The following is a 17,175-nucleotide window of genomic DNA, read 5'->3' as shown; positions in this document are numbered from 1 at the left end:
TTTCTGTAGATTTTCTTTAAAACCCAGACTGGTTATTGCCAGCCTGGTGACGATGGCACTCCGGCATCCGGAGCGTAAGAGATATTATTTTGTTGCCGATGCTGCAAATGGCTGCAATAAATTGACCATCTGTCCGAAAACTTTAGGTGTGCCTGCAAGCACATCACCTTTATACAGATAATCTGATTCGCCAGAGAATGTGCCGACAATGCCGCCAGCTTCAGTAATCAGCAAAGAGCCGGCAGCAACGTCCCACGGTGCCAGTCCCTTTTCAAAGAAGCCATCAAGGCGACCCATCGCAACATAGGCGAGATCCAGTGCAGCCGAGCCTGGTCTTCTCAGTCCCTGGCATTTACCTGTCATCACTTTGAACATCTCCATGTACTGATCTAGGCCTGACAAATCACGTGAAGGGAAACCAGTGCCGATCAGCGCGTCTGCGATCTTGTCGCAGCGGGTGACACGGATACGTTTTTCATTCAGGAAGGCACCTGCGCCTTTACTGGCGGTGAATAATTCGTTGCGGGTAGGGTCGTAGACGACTGCTTGCGTAATGATGCCACGATGTTGCAAGGCAATCGAAACACAGTATTGTGGAAAGCCGTGGATGAAATTGGTCGTTCCATCCAGAGGATCAATGATCCAGACATAATCATTTTCGTCGTGCAAATTAGCGGAGGCACCTGATTCTTCTGCGAGTATTGCGTGATCAGGGTAGGCTGTCTTCAACACCTCAATGATCGCAGTTTCTGCGGCCTGGTCGACTTCTGTGACAAAATCATTGAAATGTTTTTCAGTGACACTGACGCGATCGAGGTCAAATGAAGCGCGGTTGATTAATGTCGCGCCGCGACGAGCGGCTTTAATCGCCGTATTGAGCATTGGGTGCATATAGTTTCCGATAAAATGACGGCAAACGAGAACTCTCATCTCAATATGAGAGAAACTGGTTTGCTACACAAAAATGATAAAGAGCGTGCGCAATTGTCTTTTGCCCGGCGAAAGCACGTAACCAAAAAATAATCAACGCTGAATGATGCTATTTTAAATGAACTTGACTGAAACTGACACATCTCTTTTTCAACGCCTGCGTTTTGTACTGGTGGAAACCAGTCATCCGGGCAATGTCGGTGCCGCGGCAAGGGCGCTGAAAACCATGGGTTTTGCCAATCTGGTGCTGGTAAGGCCACGATATCCGGACGTGCTGAGTCATCCTGAGGCAATTGCTTTTGCCAGCGGTGCGCAGGATATTCTTGAATCTGCCCGCATCGTTGATACTGTTGAGGAAGCACTTGCCGGTTGCGATCTCGTTGCGGCCGTCAGCGCCCGTTTGCGTGAGTTTTCCCCGCCTGTCGTTACACCAAGGGAATTGGCGGAGAGTGTCGCTCACCGTCAAGGTGGTGATGTTGCCTTTATTTTCGGTAGCGAGCGTTATGGCTTGCCGAATGAAGTTGTCATGAATTGTCAGGCGTTAATTAATATACCTGCGAATCCCGCTTATTCATCATTAAATCTCGCGCAGGCAATACAGTTGCTGGCGTACGAATCCAGAGTCGCGATGCAACTGACTGTGACTGCTCCCCAAATCGGATTTCAAGGGCAAACAGCGAGCAATGAAGCTGTAGAGGGCATGTATTCCCATCTTGAACAGGCATTGGTCGCGATTGATTTTATCGACCCAGCACACCCTAAAAAACTGATGCCACGTTTGAAGCGGCTTTTTTCCCGCGCTCGTTTAGAGTTGGAGGAAGTGAATATTTTGCGCGGGATCGCCAAGAAAATTCTGGATCAGCAGCAAAAGTAAGGTGATTAATGGAATAGGGGCGGCTTTCAGATCATTTGTTATTTAATTTGTTGTCTGAATTGATAAATATCATGAAATCACTTGCTTTAAAGCTAGTTTGTTTCCTGTTTAGTATTTTCAGTTGTAACTAGTTTTGTTATAACGACAGTAAGATTGTGATTTAAACATATCGTCAGAATGCTGTTCCATTTTCGTTGAGGAAATTATTATTTTTGCTCCCTTTCCAAGGTCGTCCCTTTCCTTGATATGTGCCAGCGTCATTGCTGCCAGTTCGGCAGGGTCGGCTCATGCTCTTGGTGTTGGTGGCTTGCGGGTTCAATCGGGTTTAGGACAACCGCTGAAGGCGCAGTTAGATGTGACTGGTGCCGATGCGCAAGATGCAGATATCCATTGTTTTAAAGCGCTGGTTGAGACCACTGACGGCGACTTACTGTCTGTAGTTAACCTGGGAATGTCAACTCAGGGAAATAAGCGCATTCTCAGTTTATCGACACGAAAAAATCTCTTAGAGCCTGCGCTGAAAGTGGTCTTAAGTGTAGGCTGCGAAGTTCAGTTACACCGTGATTATCTGATATTGCTTGATCCGCCGGAATTTAGTTCCGTTGGCAAAAACCTCAATTTGCCTCTGCTAAGTCAGAATGATGGCTTGGTATCCAGCGCTAACGTCCCGACTGCTAAAGAGTCTAGACGAATCAGAAAAGAACCACTGCGCCCCTCAGTTGCGGCAAATCCTGCACCTGAAACAAAAAAGAGCGCCCCTCAGGCTGCGCAGAAAGACCGTTCAGTACGCGCATCCAGTGCCACGCGGGATGCTTTAAAACTGTCTGATGAAGCTGATGTTCAACTGCTTCCTGCCGGACTGAAAATGGCGGACAGCTTGTCTGTTGTATCTGATGAACAGCGCAAGGCTGATGCTCCAAATATCGCGGAACTACGCCTCGCGCAGGCACAATTTGCCGCGATGTTGCGCGGAGAAAATCCGCCTGCCTCAGTAGAAAAAAATACCGCGGATCAGAAGAAAATACAAATTCTTCAGCAGGAAGCAATTCAGTTAAAGCACACGATTCAACAAGACAAAGCGGCACTCGAAAAAATAGAAGATGCAGCAGTCGCCAAACCCTGGTTCTACGTTTTCGGCGCGTTGATACTTGCCGGGCTGACGATTATTGGTTTGCTTTTTGTATATATTCAACGCTTACATAAACGTTATGCATCAACCTGGTGGGAGCAGGACGAACCTAAACTTGGTCAGGATCAGAAGAAAAATATAGAAGAACTGGTGAATGACGTTCAGGCGAGTTATGGGCCAACGACGGTCAATGGTATGAATAGTTCGGCTCTGTTAAAAAACTTATCTGAGCAAGCTGGAGTTGCATCGGTTCCTGCATCAGTCAAAACAGGACCGGCTGACCATGCCGCGGCGCTTGGTGCCGTGTCGGGAACTGCCCGCGCTTTTACACCTTCTCTTGAAGATACCAATAGCAGCACCTTTAATTTCTTTTCTTCACGTGCCAGCTCTTTGAAAGTAGAAGAAATTTCGGATGTAACGCAGGAAGCGGAGTTCTGGATGTCGGTGAACGATCCTGAACGTGCGATTGAAATTCTGGAGCCGCAGGCAGAGCAGGAGCGTCCTGATTCTCCGGTGCCCTGGTTATATTTACTGGATCTTTACCGCGTCACGAAAAATAAGGAAAAATACGACGCGCTGCGCGATCGCTTTATTGTTTTCTTTAACGCGAATGTCCCTGAGTTTGAAGTTGATCCGCTGAGTTTGCCAACCCGTCATCTGGATGATTTCGAACATCTGATGAATAAAATATGCACCCTTTGGAATACTAGTAACATATTACCGTTCCTCGAAAGTTTGCTGGTTGATGATCGCGATGGCAAGCGTATGGGATTTGAGTTGCCCGTGTACCGCGATATTTTGCTGTTGATATCCGTTGCCAATGAGTTAGACCGGATGAGACCCGACAAAGACACATCAGGCTGGCAAAAAGTAACGAATGTCGAATTGCATGCGGATGCTGTTAAAACGGAACCGGATGCTGACACGAATGTGATTAATTTTGAGACTATCGATTTCAAAATAAATCCATAAAATCTATTTGGCGAAGCTGTCTTAGCTTCGCCGTCAACGTTATCAAAACGTATTAATCCGTATCAGTTACGAGGTCAGAAAATGATTAAGCTCTGTGGTTTTGCAGTCAGTAATTATTACAATAAAGTGAAACTGGCTTTACTTGAAAAAGATATCCCGTTCGAGGAAGTTCTTGTCTGGACTGATCGCTCCCCGGACTTGCTGCGAAAATCGCCACTCGGCAAAGTTCCTTACATCGAAACTGAGCAGGGTGCGCTGTGCGAATCTCAGGTCATCCTTGATTATTTAGAGCAAGCCTATCCGGAAAAACCCTTGTTACCAGCAGATTCGTTTGCAGCGGCAAAAGTCAGGGAGCTGATCGTGTTTATGGAGCTGCATCTGGAGCTGCTCGCACGCGAATTGTATCCACAGGCGTTTTTTGGCGGACAGGTTTCTGATGAAGTGAAGACTCGCGTGGAGAAACAACTGACACGACACGTTTCTGCATTTGCCCAATTGGCGAAATTCGAGCATTTCATCGCGGGAGATCAATTCACCATGGCGGATTGCGTTGCGGTGTGCCATTTGCCATTAATTTCCCTGGCGACGAAAGCGATTTACGGACGTGATTTTTTGACCGATTTACCCGTAAAGGAATATCTGGCAAGAATGAATGCAAGACCGCACATGCAAACCGTAAACGCTGACCGTAAAGTCAATCAGGCTTTATTTGCGAGTAAGAAAAAATAGAAGTTGGCCAGACTATGGCGATAAAAAAGGAAGCAACATTGCTTCCTTTTTTTTGTAATTTTCAAGCTTATATCGCTCTGCGCATTTTCTGCACGGTATAGTTTTTGACCTCTGCAGGCGGCACAACTAATTTGACAATGGCAAATGTGCAGTTGTCGCCGCGTGGCGTGCCACGGTCACGGGCTTTCCTGATCAGTAATTCAGAAGCCTGTCTTGGTGAATTTGCGGCAACGGCGGCAGACAGTTCTGCATCATCGAAGTAATGCCAGAGACCGTCGGAGCAGAGTAAAAAGCTGTCGTGCGCTTTTAAGCCATCGTATTGACCGAAAGTGATGTAAGGCGGCGTGGTGGTTGAACCAAGCACATTCGTCAGTATGTTCGATAGTTTATGAGTCTTGGCTTCCTCGGGAAGAATTTTTCCTTCTTCGACGAGTTGTTCTACATAAGAGTGATCACGGGTTTTTTCGACAAAATTAGGGCCACTGAAACGATATAAACGTGAGTCGCCGGCATGTGCCCAAATCGCTTGTTGCTGTGGCGTGATGACCATGGCAACGAAGGTGCTGTGCGGTTCCTTTTCTGAAGATACAGCAGATAATTTGATGACGGTGTGTGCTTCGTTCAGAATGTTTTCGAGTAATGCTCGGACATCATTGCCCGGATAAAAATCATCAAATAATTGTTTGGCCGTACGGACGACTTGCTCTGCTGCGAGTGCGCCACCGCTTTTTCCGCCCATGCCGTCAGCAACCACGGCCATCATGTAGCCGGGTGCGTTGGTGGCGGCAAATAAGCCGACACGGTCTTGTTGTTCCTGGCGGTCACCGATATGTTGTCCGGTGCCAGCTTCGATCTTATATTGGCTCATACGTCTCGGTAGATTACACTAACGGAATTCAGCCTGTGCTGATTTCCAAGAATTCATCCTATTTTACTTTAAGCTGAAGGCTATGAGCCATCCTGAACAAGTGCGACAACGAATAATTGAGTTAGAGGTTGAACATCGCGATCTCGACATGGTAATTAACACGTTGACCACAGATCCTGCACACGACGAATTGCAATTGCGTCGCCTGAAAAAACGTAAATTACAACTCAAAGATCATATTACTCTGCTTAAAATGCAAATGATGCCCGATGTGCCTGCCTGAGTTATTTTTACCAATAATATTACTGTTTTAGCTTCTGATTGCCGCATTTTGATTGAAAATACTCCCACCAGCACGATAAATACCAGCACATCGCATGATGCCGAAGTCGAGCAGATTTTCGGCTCCACAGGGCCGCTCAGTAACAGCATTGCCGGCTATCGCCCGCGTCAGGCGCAAACAGAAATGGCGAAATCCGTGGCAGCTGCGATCGCCGGTCAGAAGACCTTGCTCGCTGAGGCAGGAACGGGAACGGGTAAAACCTACGCCTATCTGACGCCGGCTTTGCTGTGGGGTGGGAAAGTAATTGTTTCAACTGGTACAAAAAACTTACAAGATCAGTTGTTTTTACGTGACATTCCCATGATCAAGAAGGTCTTGCGGGCGCCAGTTTCGGTCGCTTTGCTCAAAGGCCGGGCGAATTATCTGTGCCATTATCATCTGGAGCGTACGCTGCAAAATGGACGTCTGAGTTCACGCGAAGATGTCGGCTACCTGCGCGACATCGCACGTTTCATCAAGACGACCAGCAGCGGTGATAAATCTGAACTGTCGCGCGTTCCTGAAAATGCCAGCGTCTGGAGTCTGGTGACATCGACTAAAGATACCTGCATGGGATCGGAATGTCAGTACTACCAGGATTGCTTCGTCATGAAAGCACGTAAGGAAGCGCAACAGGCCGATGTGGTGGTGGTGAATCACCATTTGTTTTTCGCCGACGTTGCGCTGAAAGACACTGGCATCGCTGAATTGCTGCCTTCGGCCAATACCGTGATTTTCGATGAGGCGCATCAGTTACCGGAAACTGCGACTCTCTTTTTTGGCGAAACGGTATCCACGTCGCAAGTGCTGGAGCTCTGCCGAGACGTCCTCGCTGAAGGCTTATCGCATGCCCGCGATGGTGCGGAATGGGCGAAGCTGGTGGCACCAGTTGAACGTGCCGCCCGTGATTTACGCCTGGCATTTCCGCAGGATATTGTGCGTCTTTCTATCGATCAGATTGCACCTTCCAGTCCGTTTTTTGAAGCGCTCGATACGCTTAAAGCCAGCATGAGCGACATGATTGCCGTGTTGGAAAAACAGGCGGAACGCGCTGAAACGATAGAGCAATGCCGCGCCCGCGCGATCATGTTGCAAGATCAGATCGACGACTGGAATGCCGAACCCAAAGGCAAGGAAAAAGAAGGCGATTACGTTTTGTGGGTAGAAGCATTTTCTGTCTCGCTGCAACTGCATCGCACACCGCTGTCGATCGCACCGATATTCAATAAGCAGCGTGAAGGTGTGCCCCGTGCATGGATTTTCACGTCGGCGACGATGGCGGTGAAAAATGATTTCAGCCATTTTGTCTCGCAAATGGGTTTGTGGAATGAACCCGCACATACCTGGCCGAGCCCGTTTAATTATCAGGAACAAGGTTTTTTATATGTGCCGAACGGCATGCCTGAGCCGAATTCGCGTGATTATGCGGAAGCCGTAGTGGAAGCTGCATTACCGGTGATCGCGGCGGCGGGCGGACGAACGTTTTTGTTATGCACGACACTTAAAGCGGTGAAATTCAGCGCTGAGCGATTTAAAGAGGAGTTTGAAAAACGCGGTTTGAATTTCCCCTTGTTTGTTCAGGGCGATGCCGGACGGACAGAGTTACTCGATCGTTTCCGGGCGGCTGGCAATGGCGTGCTGATCGGCAGCCAGAGTTTCTGGGAAGGTGTGGATGTGCGCGGTGAAGCGCTGTCATTGGTGATTATCGATAAATTGCCATTTTCGCCGCCGGACGACCCTGTGTTGGCCGCACGGATCACGGCGATGGAAAAAAAGGGGCTGAATGGCTTTGTTCATCACCAGTTACCCGAAGCGATTATTAATCTGAAACAGGGGGCAGGGCGTCTGATTCGTGATGAATCGGATCGTGGTGTGCTGATGATTTGCGATCCGCGTCTGATTTCCAAACCCTATGGCAAACGCATCTGGCAAAGTCTGCCTTCGTTTGCCCGTACCCGTGCAGAGGCCGACGTGGTCAGTTTTTTTGAGAAACTGCATGTCGCCAGAACGACCACAGTCACGCCTGAAAAAGGCGTTCCACCTGATATGCCTGAACGAATTTAAAAGGATAAGTAATGTTTCTGACTCTGTTGCTGGTGACTTTTGCCGTTGCCATTGCTGTTGCTTTACTCGTTTCCCGTATGTTCACGCAGCCGATAGACATGATACTGAAGCGCATCATCGCGGATGCGATCAGCGCGGCCTGGCTGAAATACATGAAATTTGCGATTCTGGTTGTTGGCATTTCTTCGGGCGTGCGTATTTACGAGCTAGAAAAATACATCGTGCCAGCGAGATTTGATAAGGAAAACAAACTGCTGGAACTGACTTTCGAGCGCTGGATACTCGAAATATACCGCACCATCATCGCGACCTTACAAGGCATCGCGTGGATGCTGCTGCTGTTTTTTGTCTGCGCACTGATTGCGTATGTGATTGTTCGTGTCGCTGAAATGAAGCGTCGTCAGACGGATAGCGAATCACAGTAAAGCGGGCGGAAGTTGCAATGACGTTGTCTGCGCTGGAGCTAGCTGCATGGAAGATGACGAGAGATAAACAGACATTGGCAGGGTGAGATGAAGGCGATAGTCGGCGCAGAAATTCTGGATCAGGACAGGTTTGCCGCATGGCTGCCTGTATTGCAGGAGTGGGGTGCGTGCCACGTTGAATTTGCGCAGCAAGTGGACGATGCGGCGTATTGGTACACCGAGCGCAGCAATGTCGGGATACTGGCGCAGGCGGCCTGGCGTTCGGGGCGGGTGGCACTGGAAGAATATCAGGCCAGAAAATCCCGCCAGCACGGTCATGCAACGAAAGAATGGCTGGGACGCTGTGATTTGTGGATTTCGGATGAACAGGGCGGCGAACTCATCGAGGCCAAGCAGGAATATCTGGCACTGCGTTCACGTCAGGCTGTTTTTCTGACCAATAAAATACTGGCAACGGCAGTCAAAGACGCCGGACACACGCGTAACGGCATAGACTCAGCCGCCTGCGGCATCGCATTTTTACCGGTCTATTTAAGGGCAAGCTGTGCGCCGACAGCTGAGCGACTTGAGGCGGATATTCTTGCGCTGATCGCCGCTTTGCGCACATCAGAGGCAGGTATGATGGCATGGAGTTTTCCCGCTGAAACCCGCGAATATCTCGGTGCGGACGGGCGCAATCTGATTCCGGGAATTATCTTGCTGGGCGCTTCTGCACCAACCTGAATCAGCCTGAATCAACCAGAAGCCAAGCTGAAATCACCCTGAATCTCCCTGAAAAAATGCATTTTCAGGGGAGTATCTGTGTTTTTCGCCTTTATCTCCTTATAAAAAAAGGGCTATAAAATATACTCCCCCCAGTATTATTTAGCTCTTATTTAGCCTTCGGAGGGTGTCAAACAGGCGTTGGGCGATGCTGCGATACTTTGCACGCTATGTCTGCTGATAGGCAAATTCAGTACTTCAGACAAAAAAAGCCGGGCATATTTCTATGCCCGGCTTTTTATATCGAACTACCGCTGTCGCTGTTATACGCCAGTAAAACGATCAGTTGGCTGATTACCAGATCGTGACGCGTTCTGCTGGTGGCAGATACATCTTGTCGCCTTCTTTAACGCCGAACGACTGATAGAACGGTGTCATGTTGCGCAAGGAGCCGTTGGCGCGGAATTCGCCAGGCGAGTGCGGGTCAGTCTTGATGCGGATGATCGCTTCCTGTTCGCGCAACTTGCCACGCCAGACCTGACCGAAGCCGGTGAAGAAACGCTGATTGCCGGTTAAACCATTGATGACCGGTGCAGGTTTGCCACCGAGGGATAACTGATAGGCTTTGTAAGAAATCGCCAGACCAGAATTATCGGCAATATTTTCGCCCAGTGTCAGTTCACCATTGACGTTGTAGCCGGGAACCGGGCTGAACGCATTGTACTGTTTGACCAGTGCGGCTGTTTTTGCAGCGAACTTAACGTGATCTTCTTTTGTCCACCAGTCACGCAGATTACCCGCGCCGTCATATTGTGCACCCTGATCGTCGAAGCCGTGGCTGATTTCATGTCCGATAACGGTACCGATACCACCGTAGTTCACGGCATCGTCCGCTTTCGGATTGAAAAACGGTGGTTGCAGGATCGCAGCCGGGAAGACGATTTCATTCATCTCCGGGTTGTAATACGCATTCACGGTTTGCGGTGTCATGCCCCATTCGTCGCGGTCAATCGGTTTGCCGAGTTTATTGAGCTCGGTTTGTGCGGCGAAGCTGCGGATCGCACGCAGATTGCCGACCGCATCGCCTTTGGTGATGTGCAGCGCGGAGTAATCTTTCCACTTATTCGGATAGCCGATTTTAGGCATGAACGTTGCCAGTTTTGCCTGTGCTTCTTTTTTCGTTTCCGGGCTCATCCAGTCCAGCGTATCGATACTTTCCTTGTACGCTAACAACAGATTGGCGACCAGTTTTTCCATTTTCGCTTTGCTGTCAGCCGGGAAGTATTTCGCCACATACAGTTTGCCTAAGCTTTCGCCCATGCCGGAATCAACCAGGCGAACACCGCGTTTCCAGCGGATTTCCTGCTCAGGAACACCGCGCAGTGTTTTTGAAAAGAATGCGAAATTCTCGTCGCTGTATTGCTTAGGCAACTGGCTGGCGACCGAGCTCAGCAAATGCCATTTGAAGTACGCCTTGATCGTGTCGAGCGATGTTTCCTGCAATACCTTGTTCATGCCAACCAGATAGCTGGGCTGGCTGACGATGACATAATCAATTTTGCCGGTGACGCCGAGTTCTTTCAGATAGGCATTCCAGTCGTAGCCTGCAGTGAGTTCATTGATTTTGCTGATCTCGACTTTATTGTAAGCCTTGATCGGATCGCGCAAATCGACTTTGGTCCATTGTACTTTCGCGAGTTCTGTTTCAAATGCGAGAATCGCCGCCGCATTTTTTGCGGCTTCTTTGTCGCCCGACATCGTCAGCATGGTTTCGATATGCTTCAGATATTTGCTGCGAGTATCTTTCAGCTTGGCGTCGTCGTCTTTCAGGTAGTAGTCACGGTCAGGTAAGGCCAGACCGGATTGAGCGATGTCGAGCACGTATTTGGTCGAATCTTTATTGTCCTGATGCACCTGAATATCGTAAGGCGCGGTGACGCTGATGCGATTGAGCCACGCCATCAGGACAGGAATTTGCTTTTTATCGGTCAGCGCATCGATTTTGGCAAAATCTGCCTGCAATGGCTTCAGACCAGCAGCTTCTATACTTTTCGTATCCATGAAGCTGGCGTACAGATCGCTGATTTTCTGCGCATCTGATCCGCTGGCATTCTTGGCTTTTGCCAGACCATCGATGATGGCGTGCAGACGTGGCACAACTGCTTCGCGCAAATCCATGAAAGCACCGGCAGAAGAACGGTCTGACGGGATCTGGGCATTTTTGAGCCAGGTGCCATTGACGTGACGGTAAAAGTCTTCTTGTGGTTTGACGGATTTGTCGTTGTACTGAACGTCAATACCCGACTGCAGTGGCGCTGCTTTGGCAGGTTCTGCCGCAGATGCACTGGCAGCCCCAGCGATCAGTAATGCAATGGCGCTCAATACCTGCGCTTTGAATGTTGGTGTTTTAATTGCTTGAGTTTTCACTTTTGGTGATCTCCTGTCGGTGGGTGGAACGATAAAAATATCGTCGCCCTAAGGGCTGGGCGCGATAGAAATAAACAGATGAGGCTTGAGTGATCGGTCTCATTATTGACGTACGGTACTGATCATTTTAACGGTGTGAGTATTTTCGACAGCCGGTCTGGAACAAGATTATTACGTACTAATGCCGGGTATTTTAATCCTTCAAAATAATCGAGCTTGATCGTCCGGTAGTATTCACCATGTCTGACGATCAGCTCTATTGCTTGCTTCTGCGTTTTAGCATTGGTGATCGCTGATTTCAGGGCGTCTGCTTTATAGCTTTTGCCATTAACGGCGATGATCAGGCTGCCGCTCAGGATATTCGCTTTGCCGGCAGGGGTGTTTAATAGCAGGCGAGTGATTTTGCCGGTTTTATCCAGACTGAATCCGAGTGAATACAGAAAGTCACCATCCTGTGTATCTTCTGTTGCTTTCGCATACTCAGACGGTTTCTCGGTGTACACCAGTTTCCAGCCTGCCAGTTCCAGGCTCGCAGTTGGGGTTTTACTTTGCAAACCTTCCAGACGCTCTTGCAGGAAATGCCCCCAGTCAAATGGCTGTATTTCATTGAGGGTGCTGATAATGTCGCTCAATTGATAGCTGAGCGGGCTTGTGCTGCCGTTGTTGACGCCAAAAAACTTGCTGGCAAAATCATTCAGCGAACGCTTTTCTGCTGAAAGTGCGCGCAATTGTGCATCCACTTCCAGCCAGAGTAATGCGCCTTCTCTGTAATAATCTTCATCCCGCTGAAAATCACTCCAGGCCTGACTGCGGCGGCTCACAAACACGGGATTATTAGTCGTGTCCTGCAAATTGCGCCAGCTGCGCCCGCTCTGATGATCGTAATAAGCGGCCACGTTTGCCAGCACGTCGCGAATATGTTCCTGCTTCATCAATCCCGAACGCGCTGCCAATACATAGCCCCAGTACTGAGTCTGACCTTCATACACCCACAGCAGACTATCCTGCATCGGGGTGTTGAAATGTGGGGTCAGCAGATCTGCGGGGCGGCGGAATTTTCCGTTCCATGAATGGGTGTATTCATGCGCGAGCAAATCGCGGCCACTGGATTTTTTTGCCCAATCGCTGAAGTAACCCGGGCGCACGCCATTTTCGCTGGACTGGTGATGTTCAAGCCCTATGCCGGAAAATTCATCGCTGAGCGCCAGTAAAAAATCGTAATGGCGATAATGTTGTGAACCGAACAGGATAGTCGCTTGCTGCACCAGCGCCTTATGCGCTGCGATTTGTTCGGGCGTGGCATTCAGTGATTCAGGTTTATCCGCCACCACATTCAGATGCACAGGTACTTTTGCGCCGGGATTGAGATCAAAACGTTTGAAATACTTTCCTGCAAAGACTGGTGAATCGACCAGTTGTTCCAGTGTGACAGTCTTGAACTGAAACTCGTTTTGGCTTTGACTTGGGCTCAGGTTCTCACTTTTTTCTGCCAGCTTCAGTGCGCTGCCGAATTGAAATCCAGCTGGCAAAATCAGGGTAGGCTGAATCTGTATCTGGTCAGACGCTGCGCCCGCCGGATACAGAATCATGTTATTCCATTGCACACCGATAATTTCCGGCGTCATCGTAACGCGGCCGAATTTATCATCCGTCGGTGACAGGAACTGATATTCGGCTTTGAGCTGACTGACGCCTGCAGGAATTTGCAGATGAAACGCATACATATTCAATGGGTCACGTTTCCAGGCGATGGATTGCTGGTTGCCGCTGAAATGCAGCCCTGCAAGCTGGTTCAAGGCTACGTTTGTGCCATGTTTGCCTGGCAGCCATTCGGGGAAATATAGTGTCAGCGGGCCAGTTTGTACCGGAATACTGGCGCGGATGTTAAAAATTTTCCTGTCCAGATCGCTGGCATCAACGGTCAGTTGCACGATGCCCGGATAAGCTTTGTTGCCAGCAGATTTCCCTGTGCTGACCTGAGTCTTGTCGGTAGCAACGTTTTCTGTCGCAGCAAGAGCGCAATTCAATGTAAAGAAACCGCTGAGGAATAATCCGAATAAGGGGAGCAGTGCGGTCGCTGATGATAAAGGTTTGCTAGCGGGCAATCTCATGTAATTGTTTCTTTTCGTCTTTCAGGTCTTTGAGGATCTTTTTTGGTTTTTGATTTGGGTAATATTGGTTACCTATCAATACATGGACTGCGTAAATGAAAATTAGTTTCCAAAACTAAGTTACTATTTAATTGAAAATTAGTCAAAACACAGTCAAAACATAGTCAAAACTGAATTAAACCTGAAACGATAGAAACATGACTTTCTTGGTCGATTTTCTCGCCGGTAGCGGCTCTTTTCCCGCAATCGTGATTGCCCCGGGTTTACGTTACGCCATGCACAGGGAGTTATTCAGCCTGCTGGCGGATAAAGCGGTCGCGGCAGGGTTTGCCGTATGTCGTTTTAACTGGTGTTTCTACGAAAGCGATCCGCTCGCCGGTCAGCCATCATCTGCGTTACAGGATGAGTTGGAGCAACTCAAAGAAGTGATAGAGCAGTTACGGGCAGAATCACGTGTATTGCCAGCGCAAGTGCATGTTTTCGGAAAATCATTCGGTAGCATCATTGCATGGCAGGCACTGCGCGACGACGCTGAATTGAAAAGCGGCGTGCTGATGACACCCTTGTTCGATGAAATGCAAGAGGGGCAGCCATGCGATGTTACCGACACATATTACCCGGGTCTGCTCGCAGAATCCCGCCCTTTGCGGATCGTCTGCGGCGACAATGATCCTGATTGCAGGGTTGCTAGCGTGCACCGTATTGCGGATCAGGCTGCAGCAAATATCACCTTAACACTGCTGCGCGGTGATCATCTGCTGCAAATTCACACGCCGGATACGCAGTTACTTGAACGTGCGTCAGCAGAAAACATGGCGCTGGCGGCGGATGCCGTCGTGCAGTTTCTGACGCGTCAGCATTCAATATGCTCGACCAATAACTGAACCCTGGTGACGCCGTTGTATTCATTGGCATCGAGCCGGAATGCCACATGCACATGCTCGCTCAGGGTGTCGGTATGGCCAAACCAGATAGCGTCATAACGAACGCCTTTTTTCTCCAGCACCAGTTTTAAATGGCGTTCTTTCAAAATGCGTTGTGAGATCAGTTTAAAGTCATCGCAGAACACCGGCGGCGGAAAACCCTGACCCCAGACCTGGCTATCCATTAAGGCGATAAAGTCGGTGCTGAAATAGGCTTCTTCGAGTGCGCCGTCAGTTTCGATGATTCGTTCTAACTGATGTTGTTGCAACCAGCTTTTCCCTACGGCTTCAAACGCTTGCTGAAATGCAGGTAAATCGTCGTGGCGTAAGGTTAGTCCGGCCGCCATCGCATGCCCACCGAATTTTTTTATCAGCGTCGGCGCATGTTTCGAGACCAGATCGAGTGCATCACGCAGGTGAAAGCCCGGAATAGAACGGCCGGAACCCTTGATTAAGCCATCGCCACCGGGCGCAAAGGTAATGGTGGGGCGATAAAACTTATCTTTGAGTCGCGAGGCGACGATGCCGATCACACCCTGATGCCAGCTTTCGTCAAACACGGTAATGGTGTGGTTGGCTGCAGGTTCGAACTGATCCAGATGCAGCAGCGCAACGTCTTGCATGTCGCGTTCTATGTCTTTGCGGTCGGCATTGATGCCGTTGAGCTCCTGCGCGATTTGCCAGGCACGGCCTTCGTCGTCAGTCGTCAGGCATTCTATGCCCAGCGACATATCAGCAAGCCGGCCAGCGGCATTTAAGCGCGGGCCAAGTGCAAAACCCAGATCAAACGGGCTGGCATTACGCGGTTCGCGACCTGCGACTCTGAATAGCGCTGCAATGCCCGCACAAACACGTCCGGCGCGCATGCGTTTAAGCCCTTGCGCAACGAGGATGCGGTTATTGGCATCGAGCCGCACGACGTCAGCAACCGTGCCGAGGGCGACCAGATCGAGCAGGGTATCGAGCTTGGGCTGTTGTTGCTGGTCAAACACGCCGCGCTTACGCAATTCTGCCCGCAGCGCGAGTAACACATAAAACATCACGCCAACGCCAGCCAGATGCTTACTGCCGAAAGTGCAGTCAGGCTGATTCGGATTGACGATTACCTCGGCATCGGGCAACTGCTCGCCGGGTAAATGATGATCGGTCACGAGTACCGCGATACCCTGCGCTTGTGCTGCCGCAACGCCGTCAACACTGGCAATGCCGTTGTCAACGGTGACGATGATATCCGGTGATTTTTCGCGTATGGTCAGCGCGACGATTTCCGGTGTCAGACCATAGCCGTATTCAAAACGATTCGGCACGATGTAATCCACATTCGCGCCCAGCATACGCAAGCCGCGAATGGCGACCGCGCAGGCCGTGGCGCCGTCACAGTCATAGTCGGCAACGATGACTAATTTCTTACGTGCGGCGATCGCGTCCGCCAGAAAGACCGCCGCTTTTTCTATTTGCAATAAGCCTGATGGCGGCAACATGGCACTTAATTCTGTGCTCAATTCGGTTTCGCTCAGCACGCCACGTGCTGCATACAGGCGCGCCAACACCGGATGCATGCCGTTTTGCCGCAGCATTTCTGATTCGCGCAGGGAATAGGGGCGGGTGGTAATGCGGGTCATGTTGGCTTCAGTGTAAAAAGTGCTTGCAGGCGGGGCTTGATCCAAAATTGGCGCAGCGACCACGGCGTCAGCTTAAAGCTGGCAAGCAGATGTGCATCAGAGCAGTGCAGGGTGATGCTGTTGAGCTGGCGGTTTTTTAATGCCGCCAACACAGGCGCAAACCAATCGTTTTCCAAGGTCTGCATTTGCGTCAGCCATTGTCCCCAATCGCTATTGATTGCGGACTCAGTTAAATGTTCAAGTAAGACGCAGGTCGTGTCTGTTGAAGTTGTCTTGTTTTGTGCGTTTTGTGTATTTTGTAAATCCGGTGCAAACAGCAAATCGGCAAACGACTGTGCTGTATGAATGCGCTTTTCTTGTTCCATCAGTGTGTCCGCGCCACCAGAAAGCCAGACCGAGTTAATGGCTTTTTTTCCTTGCGCTTCACGCTCATCATTCAGCGTATGTGCGAACCACATCATCTGAATTTCATTTTGCAGTTTGCGCCATGCTCTTGCATGCTCACCATCCGGCATCCAGATATCGACATTATGGCCGCAGGCCGCATCAGCACTGGCTGTTTTTAAACCAGTCCAGCCATCAGCGCGCAGAAACCAGGTCGATGCGTTGCCATACTGTAGTGTCATCCCTGCTTCGTCGGTCGCTGTTTTTGCAATCTCAAACAAGACGCGAGATTCTTGTTCGGAGATGTCGAGTCGTCGTTGGTCAGTCAGAACCAAATGATCGCGGGCGATATGAATATGCACCGGTTGCAGTGTGAACCAGCGCCCATCGACTGGCTGCAAACCCATGTCCCGCATACGGTTTAACGTGACTGGCGGGTCGCAGTCGTGTGCACCTTGCAGTTCGTTTGCCAGAAAATATTCATGTACCAGTGCTTTGGAAAATGGATCAATGTTCCTGAGTGGCATGCGCTTTGCAGATGCAATCAAGCGAGCCAGTGCAGGCGTTTGCATCGCTTTGAGCAGATCATTCTCTAGTCCGGATGGGGGAATGCTGAACGGCAATATCAGTTCTAAATTTTTCATAGAGCGTATTGTATGGCAAACTTCTGTCTGCCTTAATTCCTTGAAACGA

14 protein-coding genes are annotated in these 17,175 nt (G+C 49.8%); 8 read left to right on the top strand and 6 right to left on the bottom strand.

Translation table 11 applies throughout. The features are described from left to right. Positions 1-84 precede the first annotated feature (84 nt). Entirely contained in the window at positions 85-891 is an 807-nt protein-coding gene (locus tag H8K38_RS03575; protein WP_222610743.1) for an inositol monophosphatase family protein, read from the bottom strand. Between the two features lie 157 nt (positions 892-1,048). Between H8K38_RS03575 and H8K38_RS03570 the strand changes: the two genes are divergently transcribed. The 3 genes from H8K38_RS03570 to H8K38_RS03560 all read left to right on the top strand — a co-directional run bounded on the left by H8K38_RS03570 (position 1,049) and on the right by H8K38_RS03560 (position 4,634). Continuing rightward, positions 1,049-1,804, top strand: a complete 756-nt coding sequence (locus H8K38_RS03570; RefSeq protein ID WP_186883441.1) for an RNA methyltransferase — start codon at positions 1,049-1,051, stop codon at positions 1,802-1,804. 241 nt (positions 1,805-2,045) lie between these two features. Beyond that, positions 2,046-3,905 carry a FimV family protein gene (locus H8K38_RS03565; protein ID WP_186883440.1) on the top strand — a complete coding sequence of 620 codons (1,860 nt, stop codon included), beginning with the start codon at positions 2,046-2,048 and terminating at the stop codon, positions 3,903-3,905. A gap of 81 nt (positions 3,906-3,986) precedes the next feature. Then, positions 3,987-4,634, top strand: a complete 648-nt coding sequence (locus H8K38_RS03560; RefSeq protein WP_186883439.1) for a glutathione S-transferase family protein — start codon at positions 3,987-3,989, stop codon at positions 4,632-4,634. A gap of 67 nt (positions 4,635-4,701) precedes the next feature. Here H8K38_RS03560 and H8K38_RS03555 read toward each other — a convergent pair whose 3' ends face one another. Continuing rightward, positions 4,702-5,502 carry a PP2C family serine/threonine-protein phosphatase gene (locus tag H8K38_RS03555; protein WP_186883438.1) on the bottom strand — a complete coding sequence of 267 codons (801 nt, stop codon included), beginning with the start codon at positions 5,500-5,502 and terminating at the stop codon, positions 4,702-4,704. Between the two features lie 82 nt (positions 5,503-5,584). Here H8K38_RS03555 and H8K38_RS03550 point away from each other — a divergent pair, with 82 nt between their 5' ends. The 4 genes from H8K38_RS03550 to H8K38_RS03535 all read left to right on the top strand — a co-directional run bounded on the left by H8K38_RS03550 (position 5,585) and on the right by H8K38_RS03535 (position 9,036). Next, complete coding sequence (locus tag H8K38_RS03550; protein ID WP_186883437.1) at positions 5,585-5,785, top strand: YdcH family protein; 201 nt, start codon at positions 5,585-5,587, stop codon at positions 5,783-5,785. 48 nt (positions 5,786-5,833) lie between these two features. Next, a complete protein-coding gene (locus H8K38_RS03545) occupies positions 5,834-7,888 on the top strand; it encodes an ATP-dependent DNA helicase (protein WP_222610742.1) in 2,055 nt (684 codons plus the stop codon). Between the two features lie 11 nt (positions 7,889-7,899). Then, entirely contained in the window at positions 7,900-8,313 is a 414-nt protein-coding gene (locus tag H8K38_RS03540; RefSeq protein WP_186883436.1) for a hypothetical protein, read from the top strand. Between the two features lie 87 nt (positions 8,314-8,400). Next, a complete protein-coding gene (locus H8K38_RS03535; RefSeq protein ID WP_186883435.1) occupies positions 8,401-9,036 on the top strand; it encodes a hypothetical protein in 636 nt (211 codons plus the stop codon). Between the two features lie 333 nt (positions 9,037-9,369). On the opposite strand, the gene H8K38_RS03530 is transcribed toward H8K38_RS03535, so the two are convergent. Together H8K38_RS03530 and H8K38_RS03525 are read right to left on the bottom strand one after the other, a co-directional pair. Then, complete coding sequence (locus H8K38_RS03530) at positions 9,370-11,442, bottom strand: M13 family metallopeptidase (RefSeq protein WP_370587048.1); 2,073 nt, start codon at positions 11,440-11,442, stop codon at positions 9,370-9,372. A 122-nt stretch (positions 11,443-11,564) separates the two neighbouring features. Next, on the bottom strand, positions 11,565-13,553 hold the full coding sequence (locus tag H8K38_RS03525) for a M61 family metallopeptidase (protein ID WP_186883434.1): 1,989 nt from the start codon (positions 13,551-13,553) through the stop codon (positions 11,565-11,567). A gap of 197 nt (positions 13,554-13,750) precedes the next feature. On the opposite strand from H8K38_RS03525, the gene H8K38_RS03520 reads away from it, so the two are divergent. Continuing rightward, the gene (locus H8K38_RS03520) at positions 13,751-14,437 is read left to right on the top strand and encodes an alpha/beta hydrolase (RefSeq protein WP_186883433.1); all 687 of its coding nucleotides are present in this window, start codon (positions 13,751-13,753) and stop codon (positions 14,435-14,437) included. On the opposite strand, the gene recJ is transcribed toward H8K38_RS03520, so the two are convergent. Together recJ and H8K38_RS03510 are read right to left on the bottom strand one after the other, a co-directional pair. Next, positions 14,407-16,098 (bottom strand): single-stranded-DNA-specific exonuclease RecJ, encoded by a 1,692-nt coding sequence (gene recJ / locus H8K38_RS03515; protein WP_186883432.1) that lies wholly within the window; start codon positions 16,096-16,098, stop codon positions 14,407-14,409. The two genes, H8K38_RS03520 and recJ, sit on opposite strands and share 31 nt — an antisense overlap. Then, complete coding sequence (locus H8K38_RS03510; protein ID WP_186883431.1) at positions 16,095-17,126, bottom strand: hypothetical protein; 1,032 nt, start codon at positions 17,124-17,126, stop codon at positions 16,095-16,097. Before H8K38_RS03510 ends, recJ begins: the two co-directional genes overlap by 4 nt. Positions 17,127-17,175 lie beyond the last annotated feature (49 nt).

It is taken from the genome of Undibacterium sp. FT79W (assembly GCF_014284215.1).
Lineage (GTDB): Bacteria > Pseudomonadota > Gammaproteobacteria > Burkholderiales > Burkholderiaceae_D > Undibacterium > Undibacterium aquatile.
This window is presented reverse-complemented; position numbering and strand designations above follow the sequence as displayed.

Excerpts from the sequence above, each read along its gene's own strand:
- H8K38_RS03575 (WP_222610743.1), bottom strand. The coding sequence starts at position 891 with ATGCACCCAATGCTCAATACGGCGATTAAAGCCGCTCGTCGCGGCGCG.
- H8K38_RS03570 (WP_186883441.1), top strand. The coding sequence starts at position 1,049 with ATGAACTTGACTGAAACTGACACATCTCTTTTTCAACGCCTGCGTTTT.
- H8K38_RS03560 (WP_186883439.1), top strand. The coding sequence starts at position 3,987 with ATGATTAAGCTCTGTGGTTTTGCAGTCAGTAATTATTACAATAAAGTG.
- H8K38_RS03555 (WP_186883438.1), bottom strand. The coding sequence starts at position 5,502 with ATGAGCCAATATAAGATCGAAGCTGGCACCGGACAACATATCGGTGAC.
- H8K38_RS03550 (WP_186883437.1), top strand. The coding sequence starts at position 5,585 with ATGAGCCATCCTGAACAAGTGCGACAACGAATAATTGAGTTAGAGGTT.
- H8K38_RS03540 (WP_186883436.1), top strand. The coding sequence starts at position 7,900 with ATGTTTCTGACTCTGTTGCTGGTGACTTTTGCCGTTGCCATTGCTGTT.
- H8K38_RS03535 (WP_186883435.1), top strand. The coding sequence starts at position 8,401 with ATGAAGGCGATAGTCGGCGCAGAAATTCTGGATCAGGACAGGTTTGCC.
- H8K38_RS03525 (WP_186883434.1), bottom strand. The coding sequence starts at position 13,553 with ATGAGATTGCCCGCTAGCAAACCTTTATCATCAGCGACCGCACTGCTC.
- H8K38_RS03520 (WP_186883433.1), top strand. The coding sequence starts at position 13,751 with ATGACTTTCTTGGTCGATTTTCTCGCCGGTAGCGGCTCTTTTCCCGCA.
- recJ (WP_186883432.1), bottom strand. The coding sequence starts at position 16,098 with ATGACCCGCATTACCACCCGCCCCTATTCCCTGCGCGAATCAGAAATG.
- H8K38_RS03510 (WP_186883431.1), bottom strand. The coding sequence starts at position 17,126 with ATGAAAAATTTAGAACTGATATTGCCGTTCAGCATTCCCCCATCCGGA.